General features: G+C 41.3%; 23 protein-coding genes and 1 tRNA gene. 9 read left to right on the top strand and 15 right to left on the bottom strand.

Features of this window, described 5'->3' with window-relative positions:
• Window positions 1–30: 30 nt before the first annotated feature.
• Window positions 31–1,902 (bottom strand): peptidase M61, encoded by a 1,872-nt coding sequence (locus ACP2AF_RS08805; protein WP_425235810.1) that lies wholly within the window; start codon window positions 1,900–1,902, stop codon window positions 31–33.
• Between the two features lie 180 nt (window positions 1,903–2,082).
• Here ACP2AF_RS08805 and pyrH point away from each other — a divergent pair, with 180 nt between their 5' ends.
• A complete protein-coding gene (pyrH, locus tag ACP2AF_RS08800; protein WP_425235809.1) occupies window positions 2,083–2,790 on the top strand; it encodes a UMP kinase in 708 nt (235 codons plus the stop codon).
• A 40-nt stretch (window positions 2,791–2,830) separates the two neighbouring features.
• Window positions 2,831–3,385, top strand: a complete 555-nt coding sequence (gene frr / locus ACP2AF_RS08795) for a ribosome recycling factor (protein WP_425235808.1) — start codon at window positions 2,831–2,833, stop codon at window positions 3,383–3,385.
• Between the two features lie 274 nt (window positions 3,386–3,659).
• Here the strand turns inward: frr and ACP2AF_RS08790 are convergent, their stop codons facing one another.
• Window positions 3,660–4,322, bottom strand: a complete 663-nt coding sequence (locus tag ACP2AF_RS08790) for a hypothetical protein (protein ID WP_425235807.1) — start codon at window positions 4,320–4,322, stop codon at window positions 3,660–3,662.
• A 5-nt stretch (window positions 4,323–4,327) separates the two neighbouring features.
• A complete protein-coding gene (locus ACP2AF_RS08785) occupies window positions 4,328–5,467 on the bottom strand; it encodes a hypothetical protein (RefSeq protein WP_425235806.1) in 1,140 nt (379 codons plus the stop codon).
• A gap of 284 nt (window positions 5,468–5,751) precedes the next feature.
• Between ACP2AF_RS08785 and ACP2AF_RS08780 the strand changes: the two genes are divergently transcribed.
• The 4 genes from ACP2AF_RS08780 (at window position 5,752) to ACP2AF_RS08765 (ending at window position 11,785) form a co-directional block, all read left to right on the top strand.
• Window positions 5,752–8,148 carry an efflux RND transporter permease subunit gene (locus tag ACP2AF_RS08780; protein ID WP_425235805.1) on the top strand — a complete coding sequence of 799 codons (2,397 nt, stop codon included), beginning with the start codon at window positions 5,752–5,754 and terminating at the stop codon, window positions 8,146–8,148.
• Window positions 8,149–8,245: 97 nt separating this feature from the next.
• Complete coding sequence (asnS, locus tag ACP2AF_RS08775) at window positions 8,246–9,679, top strand: asparagine--tRNA ligase (RefSeq protein WP_425238021.1); 1,434 nt, start codon at window positions 8,246–8,248, stop codon at window positions 9,677–9,679.
• A 43-nt stretch (window positions 9,680–9,722) separates the two neighbouring features.
• A complete protein-coding gene (rpoN, locus tag ACP2AF_RS08770) occupies window positions 9,723–11,180 on the top strand; it encodes an RNA polymerase factor sigma-54 (protein ID WP_425235804.1) in 1,458 nt (485 codons plus the stop codon).
• Window positions 11,180–11,785: a hypothetical protein gene (locus ACP2AF_RS08765; protein ID WP_425235803.1), complete on the top strand. Its 606-nt coding sequence runs from the start codon at window positions 11,180–11,182 to the stop codon at window positions 11,783–11,785. The genes rpoN and ACP2AF_RS08765 overlap by 1 nt, the downstream gene beginning before the upstream one ends.
• Window positions 11,786–11,835: 50 nt before the next feature.
• Here ACP2AF_RS08765 and ACP2AF_RS08760 read toward each other — a convergent pair whose 3' ends face one another.
• From ACP2AF_RS08760 to ACP2AF_RS08720, 9 genes are all read right to left on the bottom strand, one after another.
• Window positions 11,836–12,447: an ExbD/TolR family protein gene (locus ACP2AF_RS08760; protein ID WP_425235802.1), complete on the bottom strand. Its 612-nt coding sequence runs from the start codon at window positions 12,445–12,447 to the stop codon at window positions 11,836–11,838.
• A gap of 191 nt (window positions 12,448–12,638) precedes the next feature.
• Window positions 12,639–13,328, bottom strand: coding sequence for a porin family protein (locus ACP2AF_RS08755; RefSeq protein ID WP_425235801.1), 690 nt, complete (start codon window positions 13,326–13,328; stop codon window positions 12,639–12,641).
• 180 nt (window positions 13,329–13,508) lie between these two features.
• Entirely contained in the window at window positions 13,509–13,994 is a 486-nt protein-coding gene (locus ACP2AF_RS08750) for an ExbD/TolR family protein (protein WP_425235800.1), read from the bottom strand.
• Between the two features lie 21 nt (window positions 13,995–14,015).
• On the bottom strand, window positions 14,016–14,624 hold the full coding sequence (locus tag ACP2AF_RS08745) for an ExbD/TolR family protein (protein ID WP_425235799.1): 609 nt from the start codon (window positions 14,622–14,624) through the stop codon (window positions 14,016–14,018).
• A 15-nt stretch (window positions 14,625–14,639) separates the two neighbouring features.
• Window positions 14,640–15,083, bottom strand: a complete 444-nt coding sequence (locus ACP2AF_RS08740) for a hypothetical protein (RefSeq protein ID WP_120712270.1) — start codon at window positions 15,081–15,083, stop codon at window positions 14,640–14,642.
• A 23-nt stretch (window positions 15,084–15,106) separates the two neighbouring features.
• Window positions 15,107–15,895: a MotA/TolQ/ExbB proton channel family protein gene (locus ACP2AF_RS08735; protein WP_425235798.1), complete on the bottom strand. Its 789-nt coding sequence runs from the start codon at window positions 15,893–15,895 to the stop codon at window positions 15,107–15,109.
• A gap of 249 nt (window positions 15,896–16,144) precedes the next feature.
• Window positions 16,145–16,232 (bottom strand) — tRNA-Ser (locus ACP2AF_RS08730).
• A gap of 69 nt (window positions 16,233–16,301) precedes the next feature.
• Entirely contained in the window at window positions 16,302–17,330 is a 1,029-nt protein-coding gene (locus ACP2AF_RS08725; RefSeq protein WP_425235797.1) for an asparaginase, read from the bottom strand.
• Between the two features lie 45 nt (window positions 17,331–17,375).
• On the bottom strand, window positions 17,376–18,143 hold the full coding sequence (locus ACP2AF_RS08720; RefSeq protein WP_425235796.1) for a TatD family hydrolase: 768 nt from the start codon (window positions 18,141–18,143) through the stop codon (window positions 17,376–17,378).
• Window positions 18,144–18,180: 37 nt separating this feature from the next.
• Here ACP2AF_RS08720 and ACP2AF_RS08715 point away from each other — a divergent pair, with 37 nt between their 5' ends.
• The gene (locus ACP2AF_RS08715) at window positions 18,181–18,627 is read left to right on the top strand and encodes a retropepsin-like aspartic protease family protein (protein ID WP_425235795.1); all 447 of its coding nucleotides are present in this window, start codon (window positions 18,181–18,183) and stop codon (window positions 18,625–18,627) included.
• A 40-nt stretch (window positions 18,628–18,667) separates the two neighbouring features.
• On the opposite strand, the gene odhB is transcribed toward ACP2AF_RS08715, so the two are convergent.
• Genes odhB through ACP2AF_RS08700 form a run of 3 tightly spaced genes read right to left on the bottom strand, consistent with a single transcriptional unit; the run spans window position 18,668 to window position 23,700 of the window.
• Window positions 18,668–19,894 (bottom strand): 2-oxoglutarate dehydrogenase complex dihydrolipoyllysine-residue succinyltransferase, encoded by a 1,227-nt coding sequence (odhB, locus tag ACP2AF_RS08710; protein WP_425235794.1) that lies wholly within the window; start codon window positions 19,892–19,894, stop codon window positions 18,668–18,670.
• Window positions 19,895–19,918: 24 nt separating this feature from the next.
• Entirely contained in the window at window positions 19,919–20,887 is a 969-nt protein-coding gene (locus tag ACP2AF_RS08705) for a DUF3887 domain-containing protein (RefSeq protein ID WP_425235793.1), read from the bottom strand.
• Window positions 20,887–23,700, bottom strand: a complete 2,814-nt coding sequence (locus ACP2AF_RS08700; RefSeq protein WP_425235792.1) for a 2-oxoglutarate dehydrogenase E1 component — start codon at window positions 23,698–23,700, stop codon at window positions 20,887–20,889. The genes ACP2AF_RS08705 and ACP2AF_RS08700 overlap by 1 nt, the downstream gene beginning before the upstream one ends.
• A gap of 101 nt (window positions 23,701–23,801) precedes the next feature.
• Between ACP2AF_RS08700 and ACP2AF_RS08695 the strand changes: the two genes are divergently transcribed.
• Both ACP2AF_RS08695 and ACP2AF_RS08690 read left to right on the top strand, forming a co-directional pair.
• On the top strand, window positions 23,802–24,323 hold the full coding sequence (locus ACP2AF_RS08695) for an alpha-ketoglutarate decarboxylase (RefSeq protein ID WP_425235791.1): 522 nt from the start codon (window positions 23,802–23,804) through the stop codon (window positions 24,321–24,323).
• Between the two features lie 40 nt (window positions 24,324–24,363).
• Complete coding sequence (locus ACP2AF_RS08690; RefSeq protein WP_425235790.1) at window positions 24,364–25,680, top strand: amidohydrolase family protein; 1,317 nt, start codon at window positions 24,364–24,366, stop codon at window positions 25,678–25,680.
• The last annotated feature ends 4 nt before the right edge of the window (window positions 25,681–25,684 follow it).

The raw sequence follows: 25,684 nt of genomic DNA, 5'->3' as shown, positions 1-25,684 counted from the left end.
GACGTTCAGAATAGTAAGATACATTCATTGTTAGCCCTTTAACCAAGCTTCACGCAACTGGGTTTCTTTTGAGCTTACATTTTCCATAGGAACAATAGTCTCTACCTGTAACACGGGAGTTCCTACTTTTCCTTCCAAAGTTATCTCCTCTCCCTCCCGTTGTACGATCATCTTAATTTCTGTTTCCGGACTCCATTGAAAACTTTGTCCGATGATGGGCCGAATGGCGTCAAGATTGATGGAAGTATCGTTGATGCTTTTTATAACATCACCGCCTTTGGCACCCAAATCATTGAAAAATGAGTTCAATTCAATTCCTTTCCGAACAAAGATGGAGTTCCCCTCGGATTGATTGACATCTATAAAGGGTATCTCACCATCCAGAAAATAACCCGACTCCTTTTCAATGGTTTTAATGGTTAGGCCAACCTTGGCCAAATACTTGCTGTAATCTATTGGGGTGTTTCCAATAACATGAGTATCAAAAAAAGTTCGGATCTCCGGATAGGTCATCGCTACGATCTCATCGATCAACTCCTCATCCTTAAAAGGGGTCATGTCCCCGTATTTTTTCGAGAGTTCCTTCATTAACCACAACACTCCTTTTTCACCGTCACTTTGTTCCCTCAACAAAATGTCCAGCACCATATTGATCAAAGCCCCCTTCTCATAGACATTTGCATAGTTCTTTTCATAAGGTTCCTCAAGAATGTTCTTGCTCATTTCAGTAAAGGACATCGCATCATCGTAGGCCTTGGCATTGTTGGTCTTGTCCATCATCCGTTTATAAAATTCCTCCTCATTTATCAATCCTTGTTGAATTTGAAAGATATTGGCAAAATATTCGGTAGTTCCTTCATACATCCACAAATGCTCGGACATTTTAGGGTCATTAAAATCGAAATATTGAATTTCTTCCGAATGTATGTTCAACGGCGTAACAATATGAAAGAACTCGTGTGATACAACGTCCACCATAGCCTGCTCCAAACGATCCTGGGGCATAGCCTCCGGCAAAACCACAACAGTGGAAGTATGGTGTTCCAAAGCCCCAAAACCATTGGCATCTGAAGGCTCCATAGTGGACAAGTATAACAAAATGTTGTATTCTTTGGTACCATCAATATCACCCAGAAAAGCCTTTTGGGCCGTCATCATTTTCTCCATACGGTCTTTTAAGCTCGATGCGGTGTACGTTCCATTGGGTGAGTATACACTGAGCGTAACCGCAATATCGTTGATTTGGAAAGTTTCCGTATTCGGCTCTGTATATTGGATTGGGTTGTCGATGACCTCAAAATAGCGATCGGCCGTAAACAGATCTATATTGGGGGCCAATCCTTCGGCACTCTTTTCCTTAAGGGAGGTAGTAGCCGTGAGACCCGAAGGCCTTGTAATAGAAAGTTCATAAGGCATCTCTTTTAATCCGTTAAAATACCCCACAAATCCATGTAGGTTCAAAACATAGTTCTTATTGGCCAAAATGTTAGTGCCTGCCGGGGAGAAAACGGCATCTTTAACCTCACTTTCCGTGTCAAAGGTGTCATTTACATAGTAGGAAACCCTATCTAAACTCCTTGCGTTTGAGATATTCCAAGTATTGTCATCGGCCTTGTTAACCGCAAGTTCATTCCCTTTATAATCCAATGCTTTAAAACCTTCCACATACTTACCATAATTGTCCTCGCTATAGGTTCCTGGAACCGTTTTGGGGATGTAAAAGGAAACCATATCCTGTTGGAAAGCCCCGGGATCGATAGATACTTGTACCTTGTCATCAACAACATTTACTAAATCTATCATTACGGCCATAGGAGCTTTTTCTACAGTCAACAGAGATTTAGAGGAACCGCAGCCATAAATTGTCATCGTTAGAAGGGATACTACAATTAGTTTTTTCATTATTATCGTTTTTACCATCTATTCAATACTTAACATCATAATTATTAATGTGTTGCAAGAATATAAAATATACGGCATCAATATATCATTATTATGAAATAATTATGGCATCAATAACCGAAAAAGTGAAAGTTTTGCCTAACTTTTTTTGATTATTTTTGCCTGAAACAATTTCTTGGCATGGAGTATAAAAGGATACTTTTAAAATTGAGCGGTGAGGCCCTTATGGGAGAAAGACAATATGGAATAGATCCCAAAAGGCTTGCCGAATATGCCAATGAGATAAAGGAAGTAGTAGATCATGGCATAGAAGTGGCCGTGGTCATTGGAGGAGGTAATATTTTCCGCGGACTTTCCGGGGCAGCAACGGGAATGGACCGCGTACAGGGAGACCACATGGGTATGTTGGCAACTGTAATAAATGGACTTGCCCTGCAGAGTGCCCTGGAACAAAAAGGGGTACAGACCCGTTTACAAAGCGCAATTAAAATTAATGAAGTAGCCGAGCCTTTTATCCGTAGACGTGCTATGCGCCATTTGGAAAAAGGGAGAGTGGTTATTTTTGGAGGAGGAACGGGAAATCCATATTTTACAACGGATTCCGCTGCAGTATTACGGGCCATTGAAATTGAGGCCGATGTTATTTTGAAAGGAACCCGAGTGGACGGGATTTATACTTCCGATCCTGAAAAGGACAAAAATGCTACTAAATTCGATACTATTTCTTTCAATGATGTGCTTCGAAAAGGGCTTAAGGTAATGGACACCACGGCTTTTACGTTAAGTCAGGAGAACGAGTTGCCCATTGTTGTCTTTGATATGAATAAAAAAGGCAATCTAATGAGGATTATTTCAGGAGAGAATATCGGAACTGTAGTCAACTTATAATTGGGTTCAACTTTTGTTTCACCTTTAAAAATTCTTCAAAATGAACGAAGAGGTACAATTTATACTTGAGGCAACGAAAGAGGGTATGGGCGCTGCCATAGCCCATCTGGAAAAGGAATTTATAAAAATCCGTGCGGGAAAGGCCAGTCCGGCCATGCTTTCTTCGGTTATGGTAGAGTATTACGGTTCACAGACCCCTTTGTCCCAAGTTTCCAACATTAACACGCCGGACGGGCGAACTATCTCCGTACAGCCCTGGGAAAAGAGCATGCTACAAGAAATAGAGACTTCCATTATGAACGCCAACCTGGGTTTTAATCCGATGAACAATGGTGAAATGATCATCATTAACGTACCTCCTTTAACGGAAGAGCGTAGAAAACAGTTGGTGAAGCAGGCAAAAGCCGAGGCGGAACATGCCAAGGTAGGGGTGCGTAGTGCACGACAGGATGCCAACAAGGAAATCAAGGGATTGGATATTTCCGAAGATTTACAAAAAAATGCGGAATTGGATGTACAAGAGCTTACGGATACCTATACCCAAAAAATAGACGACTTTCTCCATGCCAAGGAGGCAGAGATTATGAAGGTGTAATTTGAAACGGTAAGGCTGGAATTTCACTTGACTAGCTATATTCTGATTTTTTCACAAGAGTCAAATTTACTCTATATGCCATCAGACTTTTTTGGTTCACCTAAACATAGTGGCTTCTAGCAGATTTCTAAGAAATAAACATTAAGAGAAAAGTGTAACAAACAAGTAGATTAGTCAAAATAAGTATTGCCCTACCTTTAAAAAATGATACGTGCTCCCTTAATCTTTATCCTAAAAAGAACCTCATATTAAATTATTAATCCGATTCCATCTTTTAAAATTTGGCAAGATTGTATTCATATCCGATATGAGGGACAATAAATGTTGCTGACTCCTTGAAATAGGGAGATTTTCTTGTCAGATAAATACCTAGAGAAATTTTACTTCTCTTTATGTTATAACCCACAAAAAGATTATTGGCGGAAAACTTGTAGTTTCCCATTCTCGTTTCGGTTCCAGTAATATTACCTTCTTCATTAAAGAATACTTCTTGAGTTGTATAATCACTATTTCTGTTAAGAAGGCTAACACCCCCTCCTACAAAGGCTTCTCCCTTTTTGAAAAGCTTAAAATAATAATTCAAATTTAAATGATATCCCAGCATCAGTCTTTTTTCACTAACAGTTTGGGAAAAATCATCAATACTATCTGGAGTCTCGTTTACAAGTATGTCATGCCTAAGTGAACCTATTAAACCAACAGAGAAATTCTTGATGAGAAATAACTCAAGCCCAATTCCAAAGCTAAAACCGGAGTTTTGTCTATCCAAATTTGTAAAAAAAGCCGCTTCGTTTAAACCAACAACATTCACATTGTATATTGGAGTAATTCTATATTCTGTTCCTAAATTAAGACGAAGTTGACAATGGTCAACTTCATTCCCTATCTGAGAGTACGCAAAAAAAGGTACTATTGACAAAAAGAGTGTTACTCTCATTAATTTCAATTAAAATTATATTTAATAGCCCTATTGTCCAACATGTATGAGGTCCTTGACCTAACACCATATCTATTCCCAGAGAAAGTTGTAAAAACATTGTGGTCATAAGGGGTTTGATAAGACCTATATTCCACATAAACATCCGCACCATTGATATTCCTCTTAAACGTTTTTTTTGGTGCTGGCCAATTATCATACTCGTATAGTGCATATAATACAAAATCACCAGACTTTCGTCCAAGATACTTGTTTACATTTACCACCCTTCCTTTTTTAACCTCTCTACTACTATACTGAGCCAACCAGTCACCATCTAAATTGCACCAAGCATCGTTTATACCGCAGTGTGTGTAAAAGTTTGAAGAATTGAAATCACCTGCTGTAACTTTCTGAAACCTAATCTGAGCATTCGAGAGCCACGAATCTTTTTTATCTCTTATTTGTATTGTTCTAATTGCGACCGTGCCACTTGTTGTAACACCACCTGTACTACCACTACTGCCACAACCAGCATTTTTGTAATAGTTTCCGCACCCATCGGAGTCAACTTTATAAACGGCATTGGGACCTGCAACTTTTCCCGTTTTATCTCCAAAAACATTTTCTTCCGTTACATCAGAACTTACCATTTGCAATTTACCCTCAGAGTCCAGTTTAAGCCCTAGGACAGTTTCCCTATCGTTTTTGATATCGTATGAAGACACAAGGAATAAAGGGTCAGAGGTGTCACCATTTTTAATTTTTTCTATATAAGGTAATAAATCTTGTTCAGATAGACCCATAAAAGCCCCAAGTGAAAATTCCATATTCTTATTTACACCCTTCCCTTTGTTGTCTAGAGCATTTGAATATAATAAATCACTGAAGAACAACTTGTTAAAGCTGTTATCCTTTCCGGAATTTTTAGAAAACATTTTGTCAAATTCAATTTTAGATACACGTAACTCATTAACTAATTGGGATAAATGAAATATCCGATAATTCAGTTGCTCATTTAATGTAGCATCCTTTATATACTCTTTGTCATACATTCGTTTTTCCAGAATCATGTCATTTGAAACTTCCAAATCTTCATCGTGGTCGCAGCTTAGTAAGGACAAAAAAATAAATAGTAAAAGCAAAAAAGGGGGGAACTTTTTCATGCGTTAAAGTTTAAGGTGGTTAATAATTATTTAGACTATTTCCTCTGTTTTACTACCAATTACAAAAAAACTGTATCTGAATCAACAAGTTTTTGAGTGGTTTCAAAATATTGGGTACATAAAACTTTTTGAATCATCTAATATTTTCTCAAATATAATAAAAAATAGTATATTTTCTATATTATTGCGACAGATTTCGGAAACCCTTAGGTATCAGCCTGCTAGAAAACCCTATAGGAACCTTCGGTGCCATTCCCTATCTTTGCGCTCTGTAAAAATCTACTGTGGTAGCAAAACTTACACAAGGCTTTTGGGCTAGGACGGCGCGTATCATCCTTCGTAATAGGGTATTGATATTGGTATTGATCGCGGCGTTTACCGTTTTTTTGGGCCTACAGTGGGAACATATGCGTTTTAGTAGCTCCCAGGCCAATTTGCTCCCCGATGACCACCCCATCAACCAAGAATACCAATCCTTTTTGGAGCAGTTTGGTGAAGAGGGCAATGCAGTAGTATTTGCCGTAAAGGACAGCACATTATATTCTCCACAAAATTTTAACCGATGGAACCGGCTCAGCAAGCAATTACAGGCCTTCCCGGAAGTGGACTTTGTTCTTTCCACGGATAATCTTCTAGAGCTTAAGCGCGATTCCGAAAAACAGGAATTTGTGCTGGAACCCTTTATCAAGGATTCCTTGAATACCCGAAGCAAAATAGATAGTCTTACCGCATACCTTTTCAATAATCTACCCTTTTACGACAAGCTCATTTATAATAAGGAAAGTAGCACTATACGCACCATAGTAAATTTGGACAAGGATATTGTAAACACTTCCGTACGGAAAGATTTTATTCTAAAAGACCTTACCAACTTAATCAACGATTTTGAAGAGGAAACCGGCTTGAACGTGCACGTATCCGGTATGCCCTACATACGTACGTTGAACTCACAGAATATTATAGACGAAATCGGGAAGTTTATTTTTGCAGCACTGGCCGTCACTTCCCTGATTTTTTTCTTTTTCTTTAGAAGTGTAAGGGCAACAACTATTTCCATGTGCGTGGTTATCATTGGGGTAATGTGGGCCTTTGGAATTCTTGGCCTACTCCAATATGAAATAACCGTGCTCACCGCACTTATCCCTCCATTAATCATAGTTATCGGAGTACCCAATTGTATTTTCCTAATCAACAAATATCAGCAAGAGGTAAAAAAGCATGGCAACCAGGCACTTTCGTTACAGCGGGTAATTTCCAAAATTGGGAATGCTACCCTAATGACGAATATGACCACGGCATCCGGGTTTGCGACCTTTATCATTACCGACAGTAAATTGTTAAAAGAATTCGGTGTTGTTGCTTCCATAAACATTATCGGCATCTTTATCCTTTCCCTTCTGATCATTCCCATAGTGTATAGTTTCATGTCCTTGCCCAAAACAAAACATTTAAAGCATCTGAACAAAAGATGGATAGATGCCTTTGTAAATTGGATGGAACGCATTGTCCGGGACCATAGAATAGCCGTATACATCGTTTCCATTGCCCTTTTGGTCATTAGCATCATAGGAATCTACCAAATTGAAATCTCCGGAAGCCCTATAGAGGATATGCCAAAAAAGGCGGAGTTTTTTCAGGATATCCGTTTTTTTGAAAGTGAGTTTGACGGTATTATGCCTGTAGAAATTGTGGTGGATACCGAACGGCCCAAAGGCGTACTAAAACCTGCCACATTAAAACGGATAGATCGATTGGGGGGAGTCATTGAAGAAATCCCAGAGCTTTCCAAGTCCATTTCCATAGTTAATCTGGTCAAATATTCAAAACAGGCCTTTTACAACGGTATTCCCAAATACTATCAGCTTCCAACCACACAGGAGAATAATTTTATTATGGATGTTGCCCGGAAATCCTCTGGCAACGGTGACTTGCTCAAAAACTTTGTGGATAGCACGGGACAGACGGCGCGGATTACCACCTTTATGAAGGATGTAAAAACCGATCGCATGGAGGAAATTGAAGATAGGTTATTGGAGAATATCGAAAAAATATTTCCTTCGGAACGTTACAATGTTTACATGACCGGAAGTGCCCTGCTATTTCTAAAAGGCACCAAATATTTGGTGAAAAATCTAGTGCTTTCATTGGCGTTTGCCATTTTTTTAATCGCCTTGTTCATGGCCTATTTGTTCCGTTCGTTTCGCATGATCGTTATATCCCTCATTCCCAATTTGCTTCCCTTGGTCATCACGGCCGGGGTCATGGGCTTTGTGGGAGTTCCCATAAAACCTTCTACTATCCTAGTCTTTAGTATTGCCTTTGGTATTTCCGTGGACGATACCATTCACTTTCTGGCCAAATATCGTCAAGAACTTACCGCAAATAAATGGCGTATCCAAAAGTCCGTATATGCAGCGCTTAGGGAAACAGGGGTAAGTATGTTTTATACATCCATTGTTTTGTTTTTCGGTTTTTCCGTCTTTGTTATCTCCAACTTTGGAGGAACAGTGGCCCTGGGTGCCTTGGTTTCCGCTACTTTACTTTTTGCCATGTTGGCCAATCTCATTTTATTGCCTTCCCTCTTGTTGTCCTTGGAAAGGAGCATAGCCAATAAAGAGGTATTGAAAAAACCACAAATAGATATCCTTCCCAAAGAAGAGGTAAACGTGGAAAACCCATAGGGATACCACCCTACCAAACCTTTTTATACCCCACAACCGGTAATTCCTTTTAATCAAAAAAGCTATCTTTGCCGTTCTAATTTTCATGTAACATATGATGAAATCATCTAGTGTAAAAGAACTGCTTTTAATGGCACCTACATTGCAGGAAGTCCAAGTGGACGGATGGGTAAAAACATTCCGAAGTAATCGCTTTATAGCCCTTAACGATGGATCTACGCTTAACAACATACAATGTGTTGTGGACTTTGAACAGTTTGATGAAAATTTGTTGAAACAAATTGCTACAGGAGCGGCCCTACGGGTTACAGGTATTTTAGTTGAAAGTCAGGGAAGGGGTCAGAATGTGGAAATACAGGTAAAGGAGATTTATGTACACGGAAGTGCAGATCCAGAAGCTTATCCCATTCAGCCCAAAAAGCATTCCTTGGAATTTCTTCGTGAAAAAGCTCATTTGCGAGTTCGTACCAATACATTTTCAGCGGTGATGCGAGTCCGTTCGGCCTTGGCTTTCGCGATACATAAATACTTTAACGAAAACGGCTTTTATTACTTCCACGCTCCCATTATTACCGGATCAGATGCTGAAGGAGCTGGAGAAATGTTCCGTGTAACTACCTTGGACGATAAAAATCCGCCTTTGCATGAAAATGGGCAGGTAGACTTTAAGGAAGATTTCTTCGGAAAGGAAACCAATCTTACCGTATCCGGTCAGTTGGAAGCGGAAGCCTATGCAATGGGGCTGGGGAAAGTATATACGTTCGGGCCAACTTTTCGGGCGGAGAACTCCAATACTTCCAGGCATTTGGCCGAATTCTGGATGATAGAACCGGAAATGGCTTTTTATGATCTGGATGCCAATATGGATTTGGCAGAGGACTTCATTAAATCCGTTATTCGCTACATATTGGAAAATTGCAAAGAAGACCTGCAGTTTCTGGAAAAACGGCTATTGGACGAGGAGAAGACCAAACCACAAGCCGAGCGAAGTGAAATGGCCCTTATGGAAAAACTCGGATTTGTGGCGGACAATAGTTTTAAACGGGTTACCTATACGGAGGCCATAGATATTTTACGCAACAGCAAACCTAATAAAAAGAAGAGATTTCAGTACCCCATTGATGAATGGGGTGCCGATCTGCAGAGTGAACATGAACGTTATTTAGTGGAAAAACACTTTAAATGCCCGGTAATCCTATTTGACTATCCTGCCAACATAAAGGCTTTTTATATGCGCCTTAATGAGGATGGCAAGACCGTAAGGGCCATGGATATCCTTTTTCCAGGAATAGGCGAAATTGTTGGGGGATCTCAGCGCGAGGAACGTTTGGACGTGTTAAGGGAAAAGATAGCTGCACTGGATATTGACGAAAAAGAACTCTGGTGGTACTTAGATCTTCGAAAATTTGGAACTGCCGTACATAGCGGATTTGGTCTTGGTTTTGAAAGATTGGTGCTTTTTGCCACGGGTATGGGAAATATCAGGGATGTCATACCTTTTCCTAGAACACCACAAAATGCCGAGTTTTAGAATTCATTTTTTAACTTTATAAAGTACGTAGAATTTAACCCTAATGCTCAAACAGCACCTACAGTTTAAATTATCACAAAAGCTTTCCCCGCAGCAGATTCAGCTGATGAAGCTTATACAACTGCCTACCCAGGCCTTTGAGCAGCGTTTGAAACAGGAATTGGAGGAAAACCCCGCTTTGGAAGGTGGTAAAGAGGAGAACGCTACGCAGGAGGATGAGTATGGCGATATCTATGAGAGCGAAACGGATAATGACAGTATTAACACGGAAGATATTAATATTGATGATTATCTAAGTGATGATGAAATTCCGGATTACCGTACCAAAACCAGTAATTATAGTGTTGACGATGACGAAAAAAGCGTTCCATATGCGGCAGGGACTTCTTTTAACCAATACCTATTAAATCAACTTAATACCGTTTATTTAAGTGATGAGGAATGGACCATTGCCGAATTTTTGGTGGGCAGTGTTGATGAAAGTGGATATATCCGAAGACCCCTTTCCGATATTATGGACGATCTGGCCTTTACCCAAAATATATATACGGATGAAAAGACCATCGAAAAAGTATTGGGGATAGTACAGGAATTGGACCCTCCGGGAGTAGCAGCAAGGTCGTTGGAAGAATGCCTTATCATACAGTTGAAGAGAAAGGAGCCTTCGCCCAGTATTGAACTGGCCATTACCGTATTGGAAAAATCTTTCGAACAGTTTACCAAAAAGCATTACAAAAAATTAGTACAAAGGCATGGTATTTCCGAGGAAGAGCTTAAGGATGCCATTTCCGAAATTGAAAAGTTAAATCCCAAACCGGGAGGATCCTATTCCGGAAATAATAGAATAGTAGAACATGTAGTTCCTGATTTTTCCATTCGGATCGTAGACGGAGAACTAGAGCTTACCCTAAACGGCAGAAATGCACCGGAGCTGCACGTATCCCGGGAATACAGCAATATGCTAAAAGGCTATAAGGACTCCAAGAATAAATCCAAATCCCAAAAGGATACAGTACTCTTCATCAAACAAAAGTTGGATGCTGCCAAGTGGTTTATCGATGCCATCCGCCAAAGGCAACAGACCCTTTACATCACAATGAACGCAATAATGCAGTACCAAAGGGAATACTTTTTGACCGGTGATGAACGAAACTTGCGCCCTATGATTTTAAAGGATATTGCGGATGAAATAGATATGGATGTATCTACCGTTTCTAGAGTGGCCAATAGCAAATATGTAGATACTCCCTATGGCACCAAATTGATAAAGGATTATTTTTCCGAATCCATGAAAAATGAACAGGGCGAAGATGTTTCCACCAAGGAGATCAAAAAGATTTTGGAGACCGTGATACAGAATGAAGAAAAGAAAAAACCCCTTACAGATGATAAATTGGCCAAAATCCTAAAGGAAAAAGGCTACCCCATTGCGCGAAGAACGGTTGCTAAATACAGGGAACAACTGGGAATATCGGTGGCCAGATTACGAAAAAAAATATAATGGGGCTATTTTTACGAGCTATCTCCTATATCTCCCATCCTTTGTTTATACCCCTTGCGGGGACTATTGCCTATTTCATCATAACCCCAAAATATAGCCCTTTAGAATTGCAGAGTGGTAATATATTGCCCATTTTTATATTGACCATAATCATACCCATTGTTTCCTACCTTATACTTAGAAATATCGGTGTAGTGCGCTCCATTTTTATGCCTTCCATCAAAGAGCGTAGATACCCCCTTCTTATTCATATTGGTTTACTTTTAATGATTGTTTATGAAGTTATTCCCAATAACTTCGTAATGGAAATCCACTATTACTTCTTAGGATTAACCGTCGCGGCGATTGCCGCACTCTTCACGCTACTTTTTAAGGTAAAATGTAGTTTACATCTTATGGGCTTGGGAAGTCTATTTATGTTCCTTACCGCTTTAAGCATTCATTTTGAAATAAACATCACCCTAGCTTTAAGTATCCTTACCGTGTTCATAGGCTTGGTAGCCAGTTCACGTCTTTATTTAAAGGCGCATTCCAAAGCTGAGCTTGTGATAGGTTTTTGCATAGGCTTTACTTCTCAGTTATTACTGGTTAGGTTCTGGTTATAACCTTTGCACTGTTTTCTTATAATGGTGGTTAATAAGGAAATCGTAACTCTTCATTCTACTTTTACTTCCGATATTTTTTGAGGAAATAGGTTTTGGATTTTCATAATCCTTTCCTTGAGCCTTTTCTTAACGACAGATGATGTTCCTGGGTGCCCATATTGTTCCATCAGTGTTGAATAGCTCACTTGGAATAGGCGTTGGGATTCCCTATTCCGCAATTGGTTATATGCCGCTATCAATTCATTTTGAACGGTGATGTACATCCCATAACCGGTTTCCCTCGTATAGCTAAGTGATACAATGGCTTTGGAAGGATTATCGGAAGAAGATACATCCCTATTACCCTTACAATAATCACAAAAATCCAAGGCTTCCCTAGCCGCTCCCCCATTGTCCAAAAAATCTATGACAATGCCCTTAAGGTCTTCTATTTCCACTAGTTCTTCTTCAACTCGCAATTCGTTTTTGTTGTTCACTTCTATCCGAAATATATTCCTTTCCAATATTTTTCCCTTGAAAGGATCGGTCATTGCAGGCATAATCCTATCTATTCCAACATCTGTTTCTATGGTTGTGGTTACCAAGAAAAAAATCAATAGTAGAAATGCGATGTCGGCCATAGACCCGGCATTCACTTTAGGTACTTCCTCTCTTTTGGACATAATACATGGCTTTGGTTCATAAAAAAATTAAACCATATCATTCGGAAAGTAACAAAGATCATTGGGGAAGAAAATGAATGGTCTGTTCAAAAAGTAAAAGGCCAGACACTACCCATTAATCCACAACATTCATGCCATAGACCTTTTGCCACTACATTAAAACAATATGAAAAACCGTAATACGGGAAAATCTATAAAATGTAAAAGATGAGACCTATGCGTAAAGGTCTCATGGAGATTTCGGTGCCGTTAACAAGAACATTGTCATTGAACAAGTCGTTAAGGGCATAATATAGGTGAATATTAAAAGTATTGTACCCAAAATTAAAAGTGAGTCCATATTGAAATTGTCTGATATCATCATTGTAAAAGGAAAAATCCACTGAATCCGACACAAACTTAGATCTGCCTCCCACCACATATCCGAACCTTAACCCGGTATATACTCTCCAAAATTTATAACTGGCAGCTGTGGAATTACGCCATCGAAACTCCAATGGCACTTCTATCAAATGGGTTTCTACCTTATTCCTTTTAAAATCCGTATCGCCATCAAGAATATCATAGACCACATCATCACCGGATTCCATTGCCCTTAAGTTAGAATAGTAGGAATTTACATTGTAGCCAATACCTATACCTAAGGCAACGGTCCTATCCGCATTGACGGGAATATCCTTTATGAAACCAGCTTGTAGCCCATAGGACAGATTACGCTGACTAACATCAACCGGTTTTTTCAATAAAAAGTTATAGGTGATTCCGATATAAAACTGGTCTTCAAGATAGTCTGTGTTCCCCGCAAAAGTGTCCTGATCCACTTGAGCGTAGCACGAAACTAAAAACCCAAAAAAAATATAGAAAAGAACTAAGCATCTCATAAGTTTTAAGACCCACTTTAGACGGATAGAAATTGTCGGTATCAGCTCAGTAAAGATTTTATATGTGGCCCAATTATAGTTTCTAATTAATTGGATTATTATAGCAACACTAAATTAAGAAAATAAAAAACGCCTCACTAGGAACAGTAAAGGCGTTTCAAAAATAAAATCTGTAATATACTACCTATTCAGATTCATGAAGGCATCTCCTTCATATGTAGTATAATTTACCTTAAGGGCATTCACCTTTCTCAACTCTTGCTTTATGTCCGAGATAAGTCCCATATTGGCATTCTTATCAACCTTTAAGGCAGTGGTCAAAACATTCTGAAGCTCCTGCGCCTTCTTAGCTCTTTCCTGTAATATGTAGTCTCCGACTTCGGATGGACCGGCAAACTTATCGTTCAACTGGATTTGCGGTTCAGAGCCATAAACTTTTTCGTATTGAGAGGTAGGTTTACCTACATAGATATAAATTACCCTGTCCTTTTTTTCCAATTTTTTTGTTTCACTAGCATTTGGCAATGTGTTCTCAACCTTTAATGTACTATCCTTCATGACCGTTACGGTCATGAAAAAGAATAAAAGCATAAAAACAATATCCGGTAACGATGCCGTGGACACCGCAGGAACATCCCCGTCTTTTTTCTTTGCAAATTTTGACATATCAGACTTTTTAAGCTTTTATTAATTACTTGTTGAGGTCTCTGCCTCTGAAAGTTTCTGTGGAAACAAATCTTGAATGCTTTTCACCTTCTCCTTAAGTTCATCTTTAAGGCTTGAAGACGTTTCAGGATTTAAATACTCAGCTTCCATATCCGTAAAGTCTCTGCCGAACAAACGCTGTGACTCACGGTTACGCAAATCGTTATAGGCACCTACCAATTCATTCTGTACGGTAATGTAGGTTCCGTATTTGGTTTCCCGATCGTTCTTCAAAGAAATAATAGCTTTTGAAGGATTATCGGAGGACTCGGCATTCTTTCTCCCTTTACAATAACTACAAGTACCATCACCACCATTATCCAAGAAATCCATCGCTTTCGTCCTAAGATCCTTCAGGTCTATAAGCTCTTCATCTGCCAAGAGTTGGCCGTTCTTGTTAATATTGACTTGAAATATATTCTTCTGCTTTATGACCACATCGGTATCGGGTGGTTCAATGGGCGGCAACATACGATCCAAACCTGCATCCGTTTCTATGGTAGTGGTTACCAAGAAAAAGATAAGCAACAAGAAAGCTATATCGGCCATGGATCCTGCATTTACCTCTGGTGCTCCTGCTCTTCTAGCCATAGTTATAAAATTTTATTATTTACTAAATAATTTCTTCAGACCCGGTAGAACCATCAATACTATGGCGACCGCGGTAAGTATAAAAAATACGTTAAGTCCCATTCCAATTTTCTTAATGGTGCTCTCTGAAGTGGCTACCCCCCTATTGGCCATTTCCTCAATACTTACATCCGTTCCACTGGACAAAACATAGGAAATTACCACTACCAACAAAAACCCTCCAATAACGAACAAGGTTTTCTTTAGTCCTTTAGGGTTGGAGAATAAGTTTTTGAGGGTAAACAATAAAGCAAATATCACTGCGATTGCCAAAAGCAGGTAGGTAATCCAGAACATACCGTTCATGGCACCACTTTGGGCGGCTTCAGCTGCCGGCATGTCCTTTGGCGGCAGAAAGTACCATAATATTGCAGAAAGGACGCCTACAACTATGAGAACTATTTTTAATATTTTATGCATGACACTATTTTAAATTATCCGACTTATTTTTTGTGGTCCACCAACATATCAATCAAAGAGATTGAGGAGTCTTCCATGTCATTAACAATACTGTCGATTTTTGCAATGATATAGTTGTAGAAAATTTGTAATATAATAGCCGTAATAAGACCAAATACCGTAGTTAAAAGTGCCACCTGGATATCACCTGCAATAAGCGAGGCGCTCAAGTTACCTACCGCACTAATTTTCTGGAAGGCTTGGATCATACCTATTACCGTACCCATGAAACCAAGCATGGGTGCAATGGCAATAAAGAGAGACAACCAGGAAACGTTCTTTTCCAATTGTCCCATTTGCACACCACCATAGGCAACTACTGCTTTTTCAGCGGATTCAATGCTCTCACCGGCCCTATCCAATCCTTGATAGTATATGGACGCTACGGGTCCTTTGGTATTTCTACAAACCTCTTTTGCAGCTTCTACTCCACCTGATGCCAAAGCATCTTCAACCTGTTGCTTGAGTTTGGTGGTATTGGTGCTGGCCATATTAAGATAGATTATCCTTTCTATGGCAACAGCCAATCCCAATATTAAACACAAAAGAACGATACCCATGAAGCCGGCACCTCCCTGTATAAATTGAGTCTTTAATACTTGAGTAAAACCTCGTGCTTCCGCCGGGGCCTCATCTTGAAGTATAACCGCTGTTGCAGCTACAGTGCTGGATAGGTTGGACACCATCGTAGCCGCAGTAGCTTTTGCACTTACTGTATTTGTACTTAGAACAAATAACCCAGCTAGAGCTAGGATAGAGAATAATCTTTTCATTTTTTCAAACTTAAATTAGTTAGTTAATAGGGTTAAAGATAAAAAAAAATCGCAATAAAAAAAGTAAAACTTAATCGCAAAGGGGATAGGGTTTATCAAAGATTAGCCCATGTCCCTTAACAATTATCAGGGGAATTCAAAAAGGACTCTATTTGAAGTAATTTCATTTAAAACTTCGATTATCTTCGAAATTGGATTCCCGGACAATCTTGGTTCAAAATATTTCGCACAAAAACCTTTCTGTCTTCGCAGAGAGGAAGGGATTCGAACCCTCGATACACTTTTGGTGTATACACACTTTCCAGGCGTGCGCCTTCGACCACTCGGCCACCTCTCTAGTACTCCCTTTTCAGGGGTGGGCAAATAACAAAAAAAAACTTAGTTAATAAAATTTAGCACACTATTTTTATTGCATTTCCCCGCGAAGTGAAGTTTCAAAGACGGTCTTGAACAATTTATGCGAAACACCGCTTCCCAAAAGATACATTAACTTGGTAATAGCGGCCTCTGTAGTAATATCCTTTCCATTAATGATCTGTAGTTCCTTAAGTTGCTCACTTGTTTTATACTGCCCCAGAATTACGCTACCGCCAGAGCATTGGGTAACATTAACAATATGCAGTCCATTTTTCATGGCCTTTCCCAAATCCTCTAACAACCAATGATCCGTAGGTGCGTTACCGGCACCGTAAGTCTCCAATACCAATGCCTTAAGATTGGGGGTTCCCAATACACTTTGGACCACTGCCCGATTAAGTCCCGGGAAAAGTTTTAGGATCACAACATTGGCATCCAACTTCTTATGCACCAAAAACCGCTTCACATTTTTTCTTTGCATTAGATATTCATTAAACACTCTTAGATGCACGCCGGACTCGGCCAATGGCGGATGGTTCAATGAAGTGAAAGCCTGAAAATGCTCCGCGTTTATCTTGGTAGTCCTGTTACCACGATACAATTTGTATTCAAAATAAAGTCCCACCTCCTGGATAACCGGTTTCCCTTTTTTTTGCAAAGCCGCTATTTGTATAGAAGTAATCAGGTTCTCTTTGGCATCGGTCCGCAAATCTCCAATAGGCAATTGAGATCCGGTAAAAATGACGGGTTTGGCCAGATTTTCCAACATAAAGCTCAAGGCCGATGCCGTGTAGCTCATGGTGTCGCTGCCATGCAACACCACAAAACCATCATGGTCCTCATAGTTTTCCTCGATCAGCGTCGCAATTTTTGCCCAGTGGTCCGGATTCATATTGGACGAATCAATCGGCTTATCAAAGGACACAGAATCTATACTACAATCCAACTGCGCCAATTCCGGAATATGCTTGGACATTTTATCAAAATCAAAGGCTTTTAATGCGCCGGATTCGTAATCCTTTACCATTCCAATAGTCCCTCCGGTATAGATAAGTAATATGTGGGTCTTATTTTTCAAATCCAACTTCAACAGATTTAAATTAAAGTATTTAAATATCCAATATTAAATGCCGAAAACCTCTTTTGAATTTTCAGTTGTAATCCTGGCTATCTCCGTTTTGGATATGCCATAAACGTCGGACAATTTTTCCAACACATTCATAAGATATGCACTTTCGTTACGTTTGCCACGATAGGGAACCGGGGCCAAATAAGGAGCATCCGTCTCCAGGACGATGTGTTCCAAATCGATTTGATCCAGGAACCTATCAATTTTTCCATTTTTAAAAGTAACAACCCCCCCAATACCCAGTTTCATATTATAGGATATGGCGGTTTTTGCCTGTTCCAAATTCCCGGTAAAGCAATGAAAAATCCCAAACAGGTCATCGCCTTTTTCACTTTCCAGGATTTCAAATATTTCATCAAAGGATTCCCGGCAATGAATTACAATGGGTAATCCGTACTTTTTGGCCCATCGGATCTGATGACGAAAAGCCTCCTGTTGTTGCCTTAAAAAGGTCCTGTCCCAGTACAGATCAATTCCAATTTCCCCAACTGCGTAAAATTTGCGTTTGGCCAATTGCTCCCCAACATGCTGCAATTCCTTTTCATAATTCTCATTTACATGGGTGGGATGAAGCCCGGCCATCAAAAAAATGTTTTCGGGATAGGCACGCTCCAAATCCAACATAGCCTGGGTATAGGTAGAATCGATTGCAGGAATAAAGAAACGTTCAATGCCCTTATCCAAGGCATTTTGAATAACCCTATCCCTATCCTCGTCAAAAGCCTCGCTATAAAGATGGGTGTGTGTATCGGTTAAAATCATATGGCAAAAATAGGTTTATCTTTGTCAAAAAGCGGCAATGACATCCCTCAAAAAATTCCTGGACAAAAAGAGCTATATCCAAGTTCCCTTAGTTTTGACCGATACCAATCATTTTGAGATTTCGGCCAAAATCAATGGGGTGGTAGGGCGGTTTATTCTGGATACCGGAGCTTCCAACACCTGTGTGGGGTTTGATAAAATCGAGTTTTTTAAATTGACTTCCAAGGAGTCCAAGATCAAGGCGGCCGGAGCCGGGGCTACCAACATGGAAACCCTAATCTCTACCAAAAACAAGATTGAAATCGGTGATTGGAAGAAAAAGAAACTAAAAATCGTTTTGTTTGATCTGGTTCATGTAAACGAAGCCTTGATTACGCATAAAGCGCTACCTGTAGATGGAATTATTGGTGCCGATATCCTTAAAAAAGCAAAAGCGATTATAGATTACAACAAAAGCTGCGTTTATCTAAAACGGAAACAATAATCCTATCGCTACCTGCCCGCCCCTTTTCCAAGACATCACATTACATCTCCAATGCCCGCTCTACATTATTCTCCATCAATAATTCTTCGGGGTTTTCCAAGGCTTCCTTCACGGCTACCAGAAAGCCTACCGATTCCTTACCGTCAATGATTCGGTGATCATAAGAAAGTGCCACGTACATGACGGGAGCAATAGCGATGGCACCATCCCGTACAATGGGTCGTTCCACAATGTTGTGCATTCCTAGAATAGCACTTTGCGGTGGATTGATTATTGGGGTGGATAACATAGAACCGAACACACCACCATTAGTTATGGTAAAAGTACCTCCAGTCATTTCATCAACGGTAATCTCCCCTTCCCGAGCGCGTATGGCCAATCGTTTTACTTCTGCTTCAACGCCCCTAAAGGTCAGGTTTTCGGCATTGCGTATTACAGGAACCATCAACCCCTTAGGACCGGAAACCGCAATACTGATGTCACAAAAGTCATAGGAAATCATTTCCTTACCATCTATCATGGAATTTACCGCCGGGAACATTTCTAAGGCCCGTACACATGCCTTGGTAAAAAAGGACATAAAGCCCAGACTTACACCATGCTTTTCCTTAAAATCCTCCTTGTACTTTTTCCTTAACTCAAAAATAGGGGTCATGTCCACCTCATTGAAGGTGGTCAACATAGCCGTCTCATTTTTGGCGGAAACCAGTCTTTCAGCCACTTTTCGACGTAACATGGAAAGTTTGGACCGGGTTTCGCCCCGGTTACCTCCCGTTGGGGTCCCCATGGCAGGTACAGCATTGACGGCATCCTCCTTGGTAATCCGGCCATCCCTGCCCGTACCCTTAACACTAGCCTCGGGTATGCCTTTTTCGTCCAGAATCTTTTTGGCTGCAGGGCTTGGAGTGCCCGTAGCATAGGTCTTGGCAGCTTGCGTAGCGCTTTCGGAATCCGGTTTTTCTTGAGCATTCTCTTTTTTGGAAGTGTCCTTTACGGATTCCTCAACGGCTTTCGCTCCCTCAGGCTTAGGGGCATCTGTGTCGATCAAACAGACTACCTCGCCCACGGCTACGGCATCACCTACTTCGGCCTTAAGGGTAATCGTACCACTTTCTTCCGCTGGTAATTCCAAAGTGGCCTTGTCCGAATCTACTTCGGCTATAGCTTGGTCCTTTTCTACATAATCACCATCTTCTACCAACCATTCCGCAATTTCCACTTCGGTTATCGATTCCCCTGGAGAAGGAACTTTCATTTCTAGAATCATTCTGCTCTTTTTTGATGTGCTAATTTAGTTTATATTTTGTATAAAATCTTCTTTGATGGGAAGGTAATCCTCCCTGACTTCGCCATTCACCAAAATCCGATCAAAATATAACCGGGCTCCCGTGGAGTTAAACATTTCCACATCATTCTGAAGGCTCAAATGTAGATGGGGTTCTGTGGAATTCCCGGAGTTGCCACACTGTGCAAGAGGTTCTCCCTGTAGCACGTCCGCTCCCTCCTCTACCAAAATAGAGCCCTTTTTTAAATGTGCGAATAGCAAATATTCGCCGATCGGCGTCTCCAGAACTATCGTATTTCCGGTAAGTTGGTCTGGATTGGTTTCCCCTGGAATATTATCCGGCACCCCGGTAATTACCTTGGCCACCCTTGCATCACAGGGTGCAATTATTTCCTTGCCGAACACCAAATAACTTTCATTACTTTTTGAATCACCTATATAGGAGCTTCCATCGGCCACCATCATCAGGTCATAGGCATATTGTTGGCTTATCTCCCTTAAATGAAAGTTTTGTTCCAAGGTAGTCCCTCCCCAAAACACAAACCACTCTTCTTTAAACGGCAGGATCATTGGGGTGGTATTTCGCTCCAAAACGGGAAAATCCAAAGGTTTGGACGGGGAAATATACAACCCACTAATTTCGTTTTTGGTGTTCAACGAAATCAACACATCCGCTACGGCATTATCAAAAATGGTCCGATATAGATGTGCCCCCCTTTTAAATCCAAAGAATTGCATGGACTGGATGTTCCCCATAAGATTGTTGACATTCTGCGTAAAAAACCGAAGGGTCCGTTCGCGCGGAAGTGCCTTCTTCATATCGGCATCAAAAAGGTTGAAAATACCCTCATAATCCGCATTGTTGTACAAGGCCATAAATTGCGATGATGCCACGGCATAATTACCCAGTTCCTCTTGTGAATATGAAAAATTTATGCCTACAACAAATACCAAGGCACATAGGATTCCTTTCATTATTGTGCTTCGGTTTTGCTCTTGGGACGGGTCATATTGTCCTTTGTTTTATCAAAAACATAATCAATTACTTGCTGGTGCCGCATCCTTGAACGAACAGCACTGCCCGCCGCCGGGGAGGCGTAAAAGCGACGAGAAGCGACCCTAAGCTTGTCCGCCTCCGAAAAATGCATCATTAAATGGCTCCAAGCACCCATATTTCTAGGTTCCTCCTGTGCCCAGACCCAGTCATCCGCTTTTTCGTATTTTTTGATGATCCCCTTCATTTGCTCAACGGGCAAGGGAAACAATTGCTCAACACGTACCAAGGCCACATCCGTGCGGTCTTTATTTTCCTTTTCGGCCAACAGGTCGTAATAAAATTTCCCCGTACAAAAGACCACACTTTTTACCTTCCCTACATCAGCCGAAGCATCATCGATTACCTCTTGAAAATTCCCTGATGCCAATTCCTCAATAGTAGATACCGCCTTGGGATGGCGCAATAAGCTCTTGGGTGTAAAAATAATCAAGGGTTTTCTAAATTTCACCTTCATTTGTCGCCTCAAAATATGGAACATCTGCGCCGGTGTGGTCACGTCGGCAACATACATATTGTCTCGGGCACACAATTGCAGGTACCGCTCCATCCGGGCAGAGGAGTGTTCGGCCCCCTGACCTTCATAACCGTGTGGCAGCAACATCACAAGTCCGTTCTGCAGCTTCCATTTGTCCTCGGCAGCGGAGATATACTGATCAATCATAATCTGTGCCCCGTTGCTGAAATCCCCAAATTGGGCCTCCCAGATGGTTAGGGTATTCGGGCTTGCCATGGCATAGCCATAGTCGAACCCCACTACACCATATTCGGATAAAAGGGAATTGTATATCTGGAACCTACCTTGTTTGTCCGAAATACGATTGAGCAATAGCACTTCTTCCTCACTTTCCTCTACCTTCATAACGGCATGGCGGTGAGAGAAGGTGCCCCGCTCCACATCCTGACCGGACATACGTACTCCGAAACCCTCTTCCAAAAGTGTACCATAAGCCAAAAGTTCGCCCATGGCCCAATCCAGTCTATTGTTCTCAAAAAACATTTTTTTGCGATCAGCGACCAATCGCTCTACCTTTCGAAGGAATTTTTTACCCTCCGGCAATTCCGTGATGACCTTGGCGATTTCAGTTAATTTTTCCGGATTAAAGGTGGTATCTACCGGATCCATCATCTCCCATTCCCGGACGTTTTCAAACCCTTTCCATTCGTCCGCCATAAAAGGGGTAATCTCCGTTTTGTCTTCTTTTCGGGAGTCCTCCAGTTCTTCTTCCAGGGAGCTTTTGTACTCCTTTTCCAATGCTTTTACATGGCCTTCCTGGATAACTCCTTCCGAAAGCAATCGCTCGGCATAGATGTCCCTGGGGTTTTTATGCTTAGCGATCATTTTATAGAGCTTGGGTTGCGTAAAGCGCGGTTCATCGCCCTCGTTATGCCCGTATTTTCGGTACCCCAAAAGATCCAGGAAAACATCGCGTTTAAACTGCATGCGATATTCCAACGCAAATAAGGCGGCATGTACAACAGCCTCCGCATCATCGGCATTTACATGAAGAATAGGACTTAAGGTCACCTTGCCCACATCGGTACAATAGGTAGAGGATCTACCGTCCAGATAGTTAGTGGTAAACCCAATTTGGTTGTTGACTACCATATGAATGGTACCACCGGTCTTATAACCGTCCAATTGGGCCATCTGTACCACCTCATAGGCTATACCCTGCCCTGAGATTGCCGCATCGCCATGTACCACGATGGGCAATACTTTTGAAAAGTCATCCGGAAAATGAGTGTCCTGTTTGGCCCTGGAAATCCCTTCCACCACGGCACCAACCGTCTCCAGATGGGAAGGGTTGGGCGCAATATTCATATTGATGCGATTGCCATTATCCGATTTCCGTTGTGAGGTCCACCCAAGGTGGTATTTTACATCCCCATCAAAAATTTCCTGTTCATAATCCTTTCCATCGAACTCGCTAAAAATATCCTTGGCCGATTTTCCAAAAATATTGGTCAATACGTTCAAACGGCCTCTATGTGCCATGCCCATAACAAATTGCTCAACACCTAATCCCGCCGCTCTTTCCACTATGGCATCCAGAGCGGGAATCAAGGTCTCATTACCTTCCAATGAAAAGCGTTTTTGCCCTACATACTTGGTATGTAAAAAGGATTCGAAAGCTACGGCCTGATTTAATTTTTTGAGAATATGCTTCTTCTGGTCTACATCGAATTTCGGATGATTGTCGTTGACGTTGATCCAATCCTGTATCCAATCGACCCTGTCCGGCTTTCGGATATACATATATTCCACACCAATGGCATCGCAATAGATCCGTTGGAGATGGCCTAAAATCTCACGTAAAGTCTTTCTTTGGATACCGATGATCTCGCCGGCATTGAACTCGATATCCATATCGCTCTGGGAGAGCCCAAAGTTCTCGATGTCCAGCGTAGGTTCATATTTTCTACGTTCTCTTACGGGATTGGTCTTGGTAAACAAATGGCCTCGGCTACGGTACCCGTTGATCAAACGAACTACCTGAAATTCTTTTTGAAGCGATTCCGGCATGGCCACGGCTTCCCCGTTGGCATGAGTAACCGTTCCATTTTGGGCAGAAATGTCCAGCTCGTCTAGGGCACTTTCCATCCCAAAATCAAAGCCTTGGAAAAAGGCCCGCCAACTGGGCTCCACACTATCTGGGTGCTGCAGGTACTTATCGTAGAGTTCGGCAAAAAAAGTGGTGTGTGCTGTATTTAAGAAGGAATACTTATCCATAAAAGGTTTCTCTGAAATCAGAATAAAATATGTTCAAAAATACAACATTTACGATATCTAGGTGTATCTTAGATTAGGTAATCATAGAAAATTAAGGGATTATGGCCAAATTCTTCCTCAAGTCTTTTGTTGTTCTTTTTTGTGTGCTCACCTGTAACACTCTTTTTGCACAAAATCCCATGAACCGAAGTAATTTCTGGAATCGGGTCCGTTTTGGAGGCGGTGTGGGTCTGGGCTTTACCAATGGCGGATTTAACGGGTCCATTTCCCCAAGTGGCATTTACCAATTCAACGATCAATTCGCGAGTGGACTGAGCCTCAACTTTAATTACGCCAAATTTAATGACGACAAACTGTTGGCCTATGGCGGGAGCATACTTTCACTTTACAATCCCATTCCATTCCTTCAATTGTCCGCCGAATTGGAGCAGTTACGTATCAACAGGGAGTTTGATGACGGTACCTTTCGGTTGGAGGACAATTACTGGTCCCCTGCCCTATTTTTGGGTATCGGTTATACGGATCGTAATTTTACTTTGGGTATCCGTTACGATGTGCTGTACGATGATGAAAAAAGCATTTATGCCAACGCCTGGATGCCCTTTGTACGGGTATTTTTTTAGATCTTACAGGATTAGCATGCAAATCAAAAATCAAATTTCTATGAAAACAAACATAATCGCCATACTTTTAGTTGTTCTCCTTTTTTCTTGTAAAAACAAAGGGGAAACCAAACAGACCCCTGTCCAAAAAGAAATCATTACCCATACCATCCATGCCCTGAACGCCAATGAAATTCCTAGGGGTGAAGCAACCATTGCCATTGTCGGTGCCACTTTAATCGATGGTACGGGGGCACCTCCGGTAGAGAATTCCCTGGTCATTATACAAAATGATACAATCGATTTTGTCGGCAAAGTAGACGAACAAGAAATCCAAGATGATGCCGTAGTTATAGATGCCAAAGGAAAAACCTTGCTTCCAGGTCTTATCGATGCCCATTTTCATGGGGGAGAAAATGCCGAAATGTCTACCCTTTTTCTAAAAAAAGGGGTGACTTCCGTACGGGATCCCGGTGCCTGGAATGCCTCCTATAATTCCGCCCGAAATTCCGGAAAACCTATTCCGCGATTGTTTTTGACAGGCCCGCATATTGATGTTTATCCGCCGGCCTATCCCGAAAACTCCTATTTAATTCAAGACGCCAAGGAAGGTCGGATTGCGGTAAACCGTTTTGCCGATGAGGGTGCTACAGCCATCAAGGCCTATTTTCGCCTTTCTACAGAAATGATAGCCGCTATATGCGACGAGGCCCACAAAAGAGGAATTCCGGTTACCGCCCATTTGGAAATTACTCATGCCGTGGATGCCATAAAGGCCGGCTTGGATGGGGTAGAGCATGTGACCTCATTTGGTACGGCCTTGCTTCCATTGGAAGAAGCCGAAATCTACAAAAACACGGTTATGGCGGACAACGCAGCCCGAAGATCGGGGAGATATGAAGTATGGAACAAGTTAGATATGGACAACAATCCGTTAGCGGATACCTTGATTCAACTATTGGTAAAACGCAAAACCTTTGTAAGTCCCACTTTGGCCGTTTTTGAACGGCAGTCGGACAGAGGCGACAGCGTTGCGGTCAACGGTTTTAAGAATATGCTCAAATTTGTAGGCAAGGCCCATAAGGCGGGCGCAAAGGTAGTGGTAGGCTCCCATACCTGGGTACCCTATTCGGATACTGGCGATGCTTTTTACCGCGAAATGGAGCTATTACATGAGGCCGGACTTAGTACTATGCAGACTATTGTTGCAGCTACCCTGGAGAATGCACGATTTTTTAGAATAGATTCCCGTTTGGGCAGTATTGAAAAAGGAAAAATTGCCGATTTGATTTTGCTCCGTGAAAATCCACTTGAAAATCTAGAAGCTATGAAAACGGTAGAGCAGGTAATCTTGAACGGTGTCCTCTGCGAATTTTAGAGAC

Origin of the sequence: Ulvibacterium sp., from assembly GCF_965248315.1 — a bacterium.
GTDB lineage: Bacteria > Bacteroidota > Bacteroidia > Flavobacteriales > Flavobacteriaceae > Ulvibacterium.
This window is presented reverse-complemented; position numbering and strand designations above follow the sequence as displayed.

Coding starts and splice junctions, on each gene's coding strand:
- ACP2AF_RS08765 (WP_425235803.1), top strand. CDS start 11,180: ATGGGGCTATTTTTACGAGCTATCTCCTATATCTCCCATCCTTTGTTT.
- pyrH (WP_425235809.1), top strand. CDS start 2,083: ATGGAGTATAAAAGGATACTTTTAAAATTGAGCGGTGAGGCCCTTATG.
- rpoN (WP_425235804.1), top strand. CDS start 9,723: ATGCTCAAACAGCACCTACAGTTTAAATTATCACAAAAGCTTTCCCCG.
- ACP2AF_RS08715 (WP_425235795.1), top strand. CDS start 18,181: ATGACATCCCTCAAAAAATTCCTGGACAAAAAGAGCTATATCCAAGTT.
- ACP2AF_RS08805 (WP_425235810.1), bottom strand. CDS start 1,902: ATGAAAAAACTAATTGTAGTATCCCTTCTAACGATGACAATTTATGGC.
- ACP2AF_RS08690 (WP_425235790.1), top strand. CDS start 24,364: ATGAAAACAAACATAATCGCCATACTTTTAGTTGTTCTCCTTTTTTCT.
- ACP2AF_RS08785 (WP_425235806.1), bottom strand. CDS start 5,467: ATGAAAAAGTTCCCCCCTTTTTTGCTTTTACTATTTATTTTTTTGTCC.
- ACP2AF_RS08700 (WP_425235792.1), bottom strand. CDS start 23,700: ATGGATAAGTATTCCTTCTTAAATACAGCACACACCACTTTTTTTGCC.
- ACP2AF_RS08750 (WP_425235800.1), bottom strand. CDS start 13,994: ATGTCAAAATTTGCAAAGAAAAAAGACGGGGATGTTCCTGCGGTGTCC.
- ACP2AF_RS08695 (WP_425235791.1), top strand. CDS start 23,802: ATGGCCAAATTCTTCCTCAAGTCTTTTGTTGTTCTTTTTTGTGTGCTC.
- ACP2AF_RS08760 (WP_425235802.1), bottom strand. CDS start 12,447: ATGTCCAAAAGAGAGGAAGTACCTAAAGTGAATGCCGGGTCTATGGCC.
- ACP2AF_RS08720 (WP_425235796.1), bottom strand. CDS start 18,143: ATGATTTTAACCGATACACACACCCATCTTTATAGCGAGGCTTTTGAC.
- odhB (WP_425235794.1), bottom strand. CDS start 19,894: ATGATTCTAGAAATGAAAGTTCCTTCTCCAGGGGAATCGATAACCGAA.
- ACP2AF_RS08745 (WP_425235799.1), bottom strand. CDS start 14,624: ATGGCTAGAAGAGCAGGAGCACCAGAGGTAAATGCAGGATCCATGGCC.
- ACP2AF_RS08705 (WP_425235793.1), bottom strand. CDS start 20,887: ATGAAAGGAATCCTATGTGCCTTGGTATTTGTTGTAGGCATAAATTTT.
- ACP2AF_RS08740 (WP_120712270.1), bottom strand. CDS start 15,083: ATGCATAAAATATTAAAAATAGTTCTCATAGTTGTAGGCGTCCTTTCT.
- asnS (WP_425238021.1), top strand. CDS start 8,246: ATGAAATCATCTAGTGTAAAAGAACTGCTTTTAATGGCACCTACATTG.
- ACP2AF_RS08735 (WP_425235798.1), bottom strand. CDS start 15,895: ATGAAAAGATTATTCTCTATCCTAGCTCTAGCTGGGTTATTTGTTCTA.
- frr (WP_425235808.1), top strand. CDS start 2,831: ATGAACGAAGAGGTACAATTTATACTTGAGGCAACGAAAGAGGGTATG.
- ACP2AF_RS08755 (WP_425235801.1), bottom strand. CDS start 13,328: ATGAGATGCTTAGTTCTTTTCTATATTTTTTTTGGGTTTTTAGTTTCG.
- ACP2AF_RS08790 (WP_425235807.1), bottom strand. CDS start 4,322: ATGAGAGTAACACTCTTTTTGTCAATAGTACCTTTTTTTGCGTACTCT.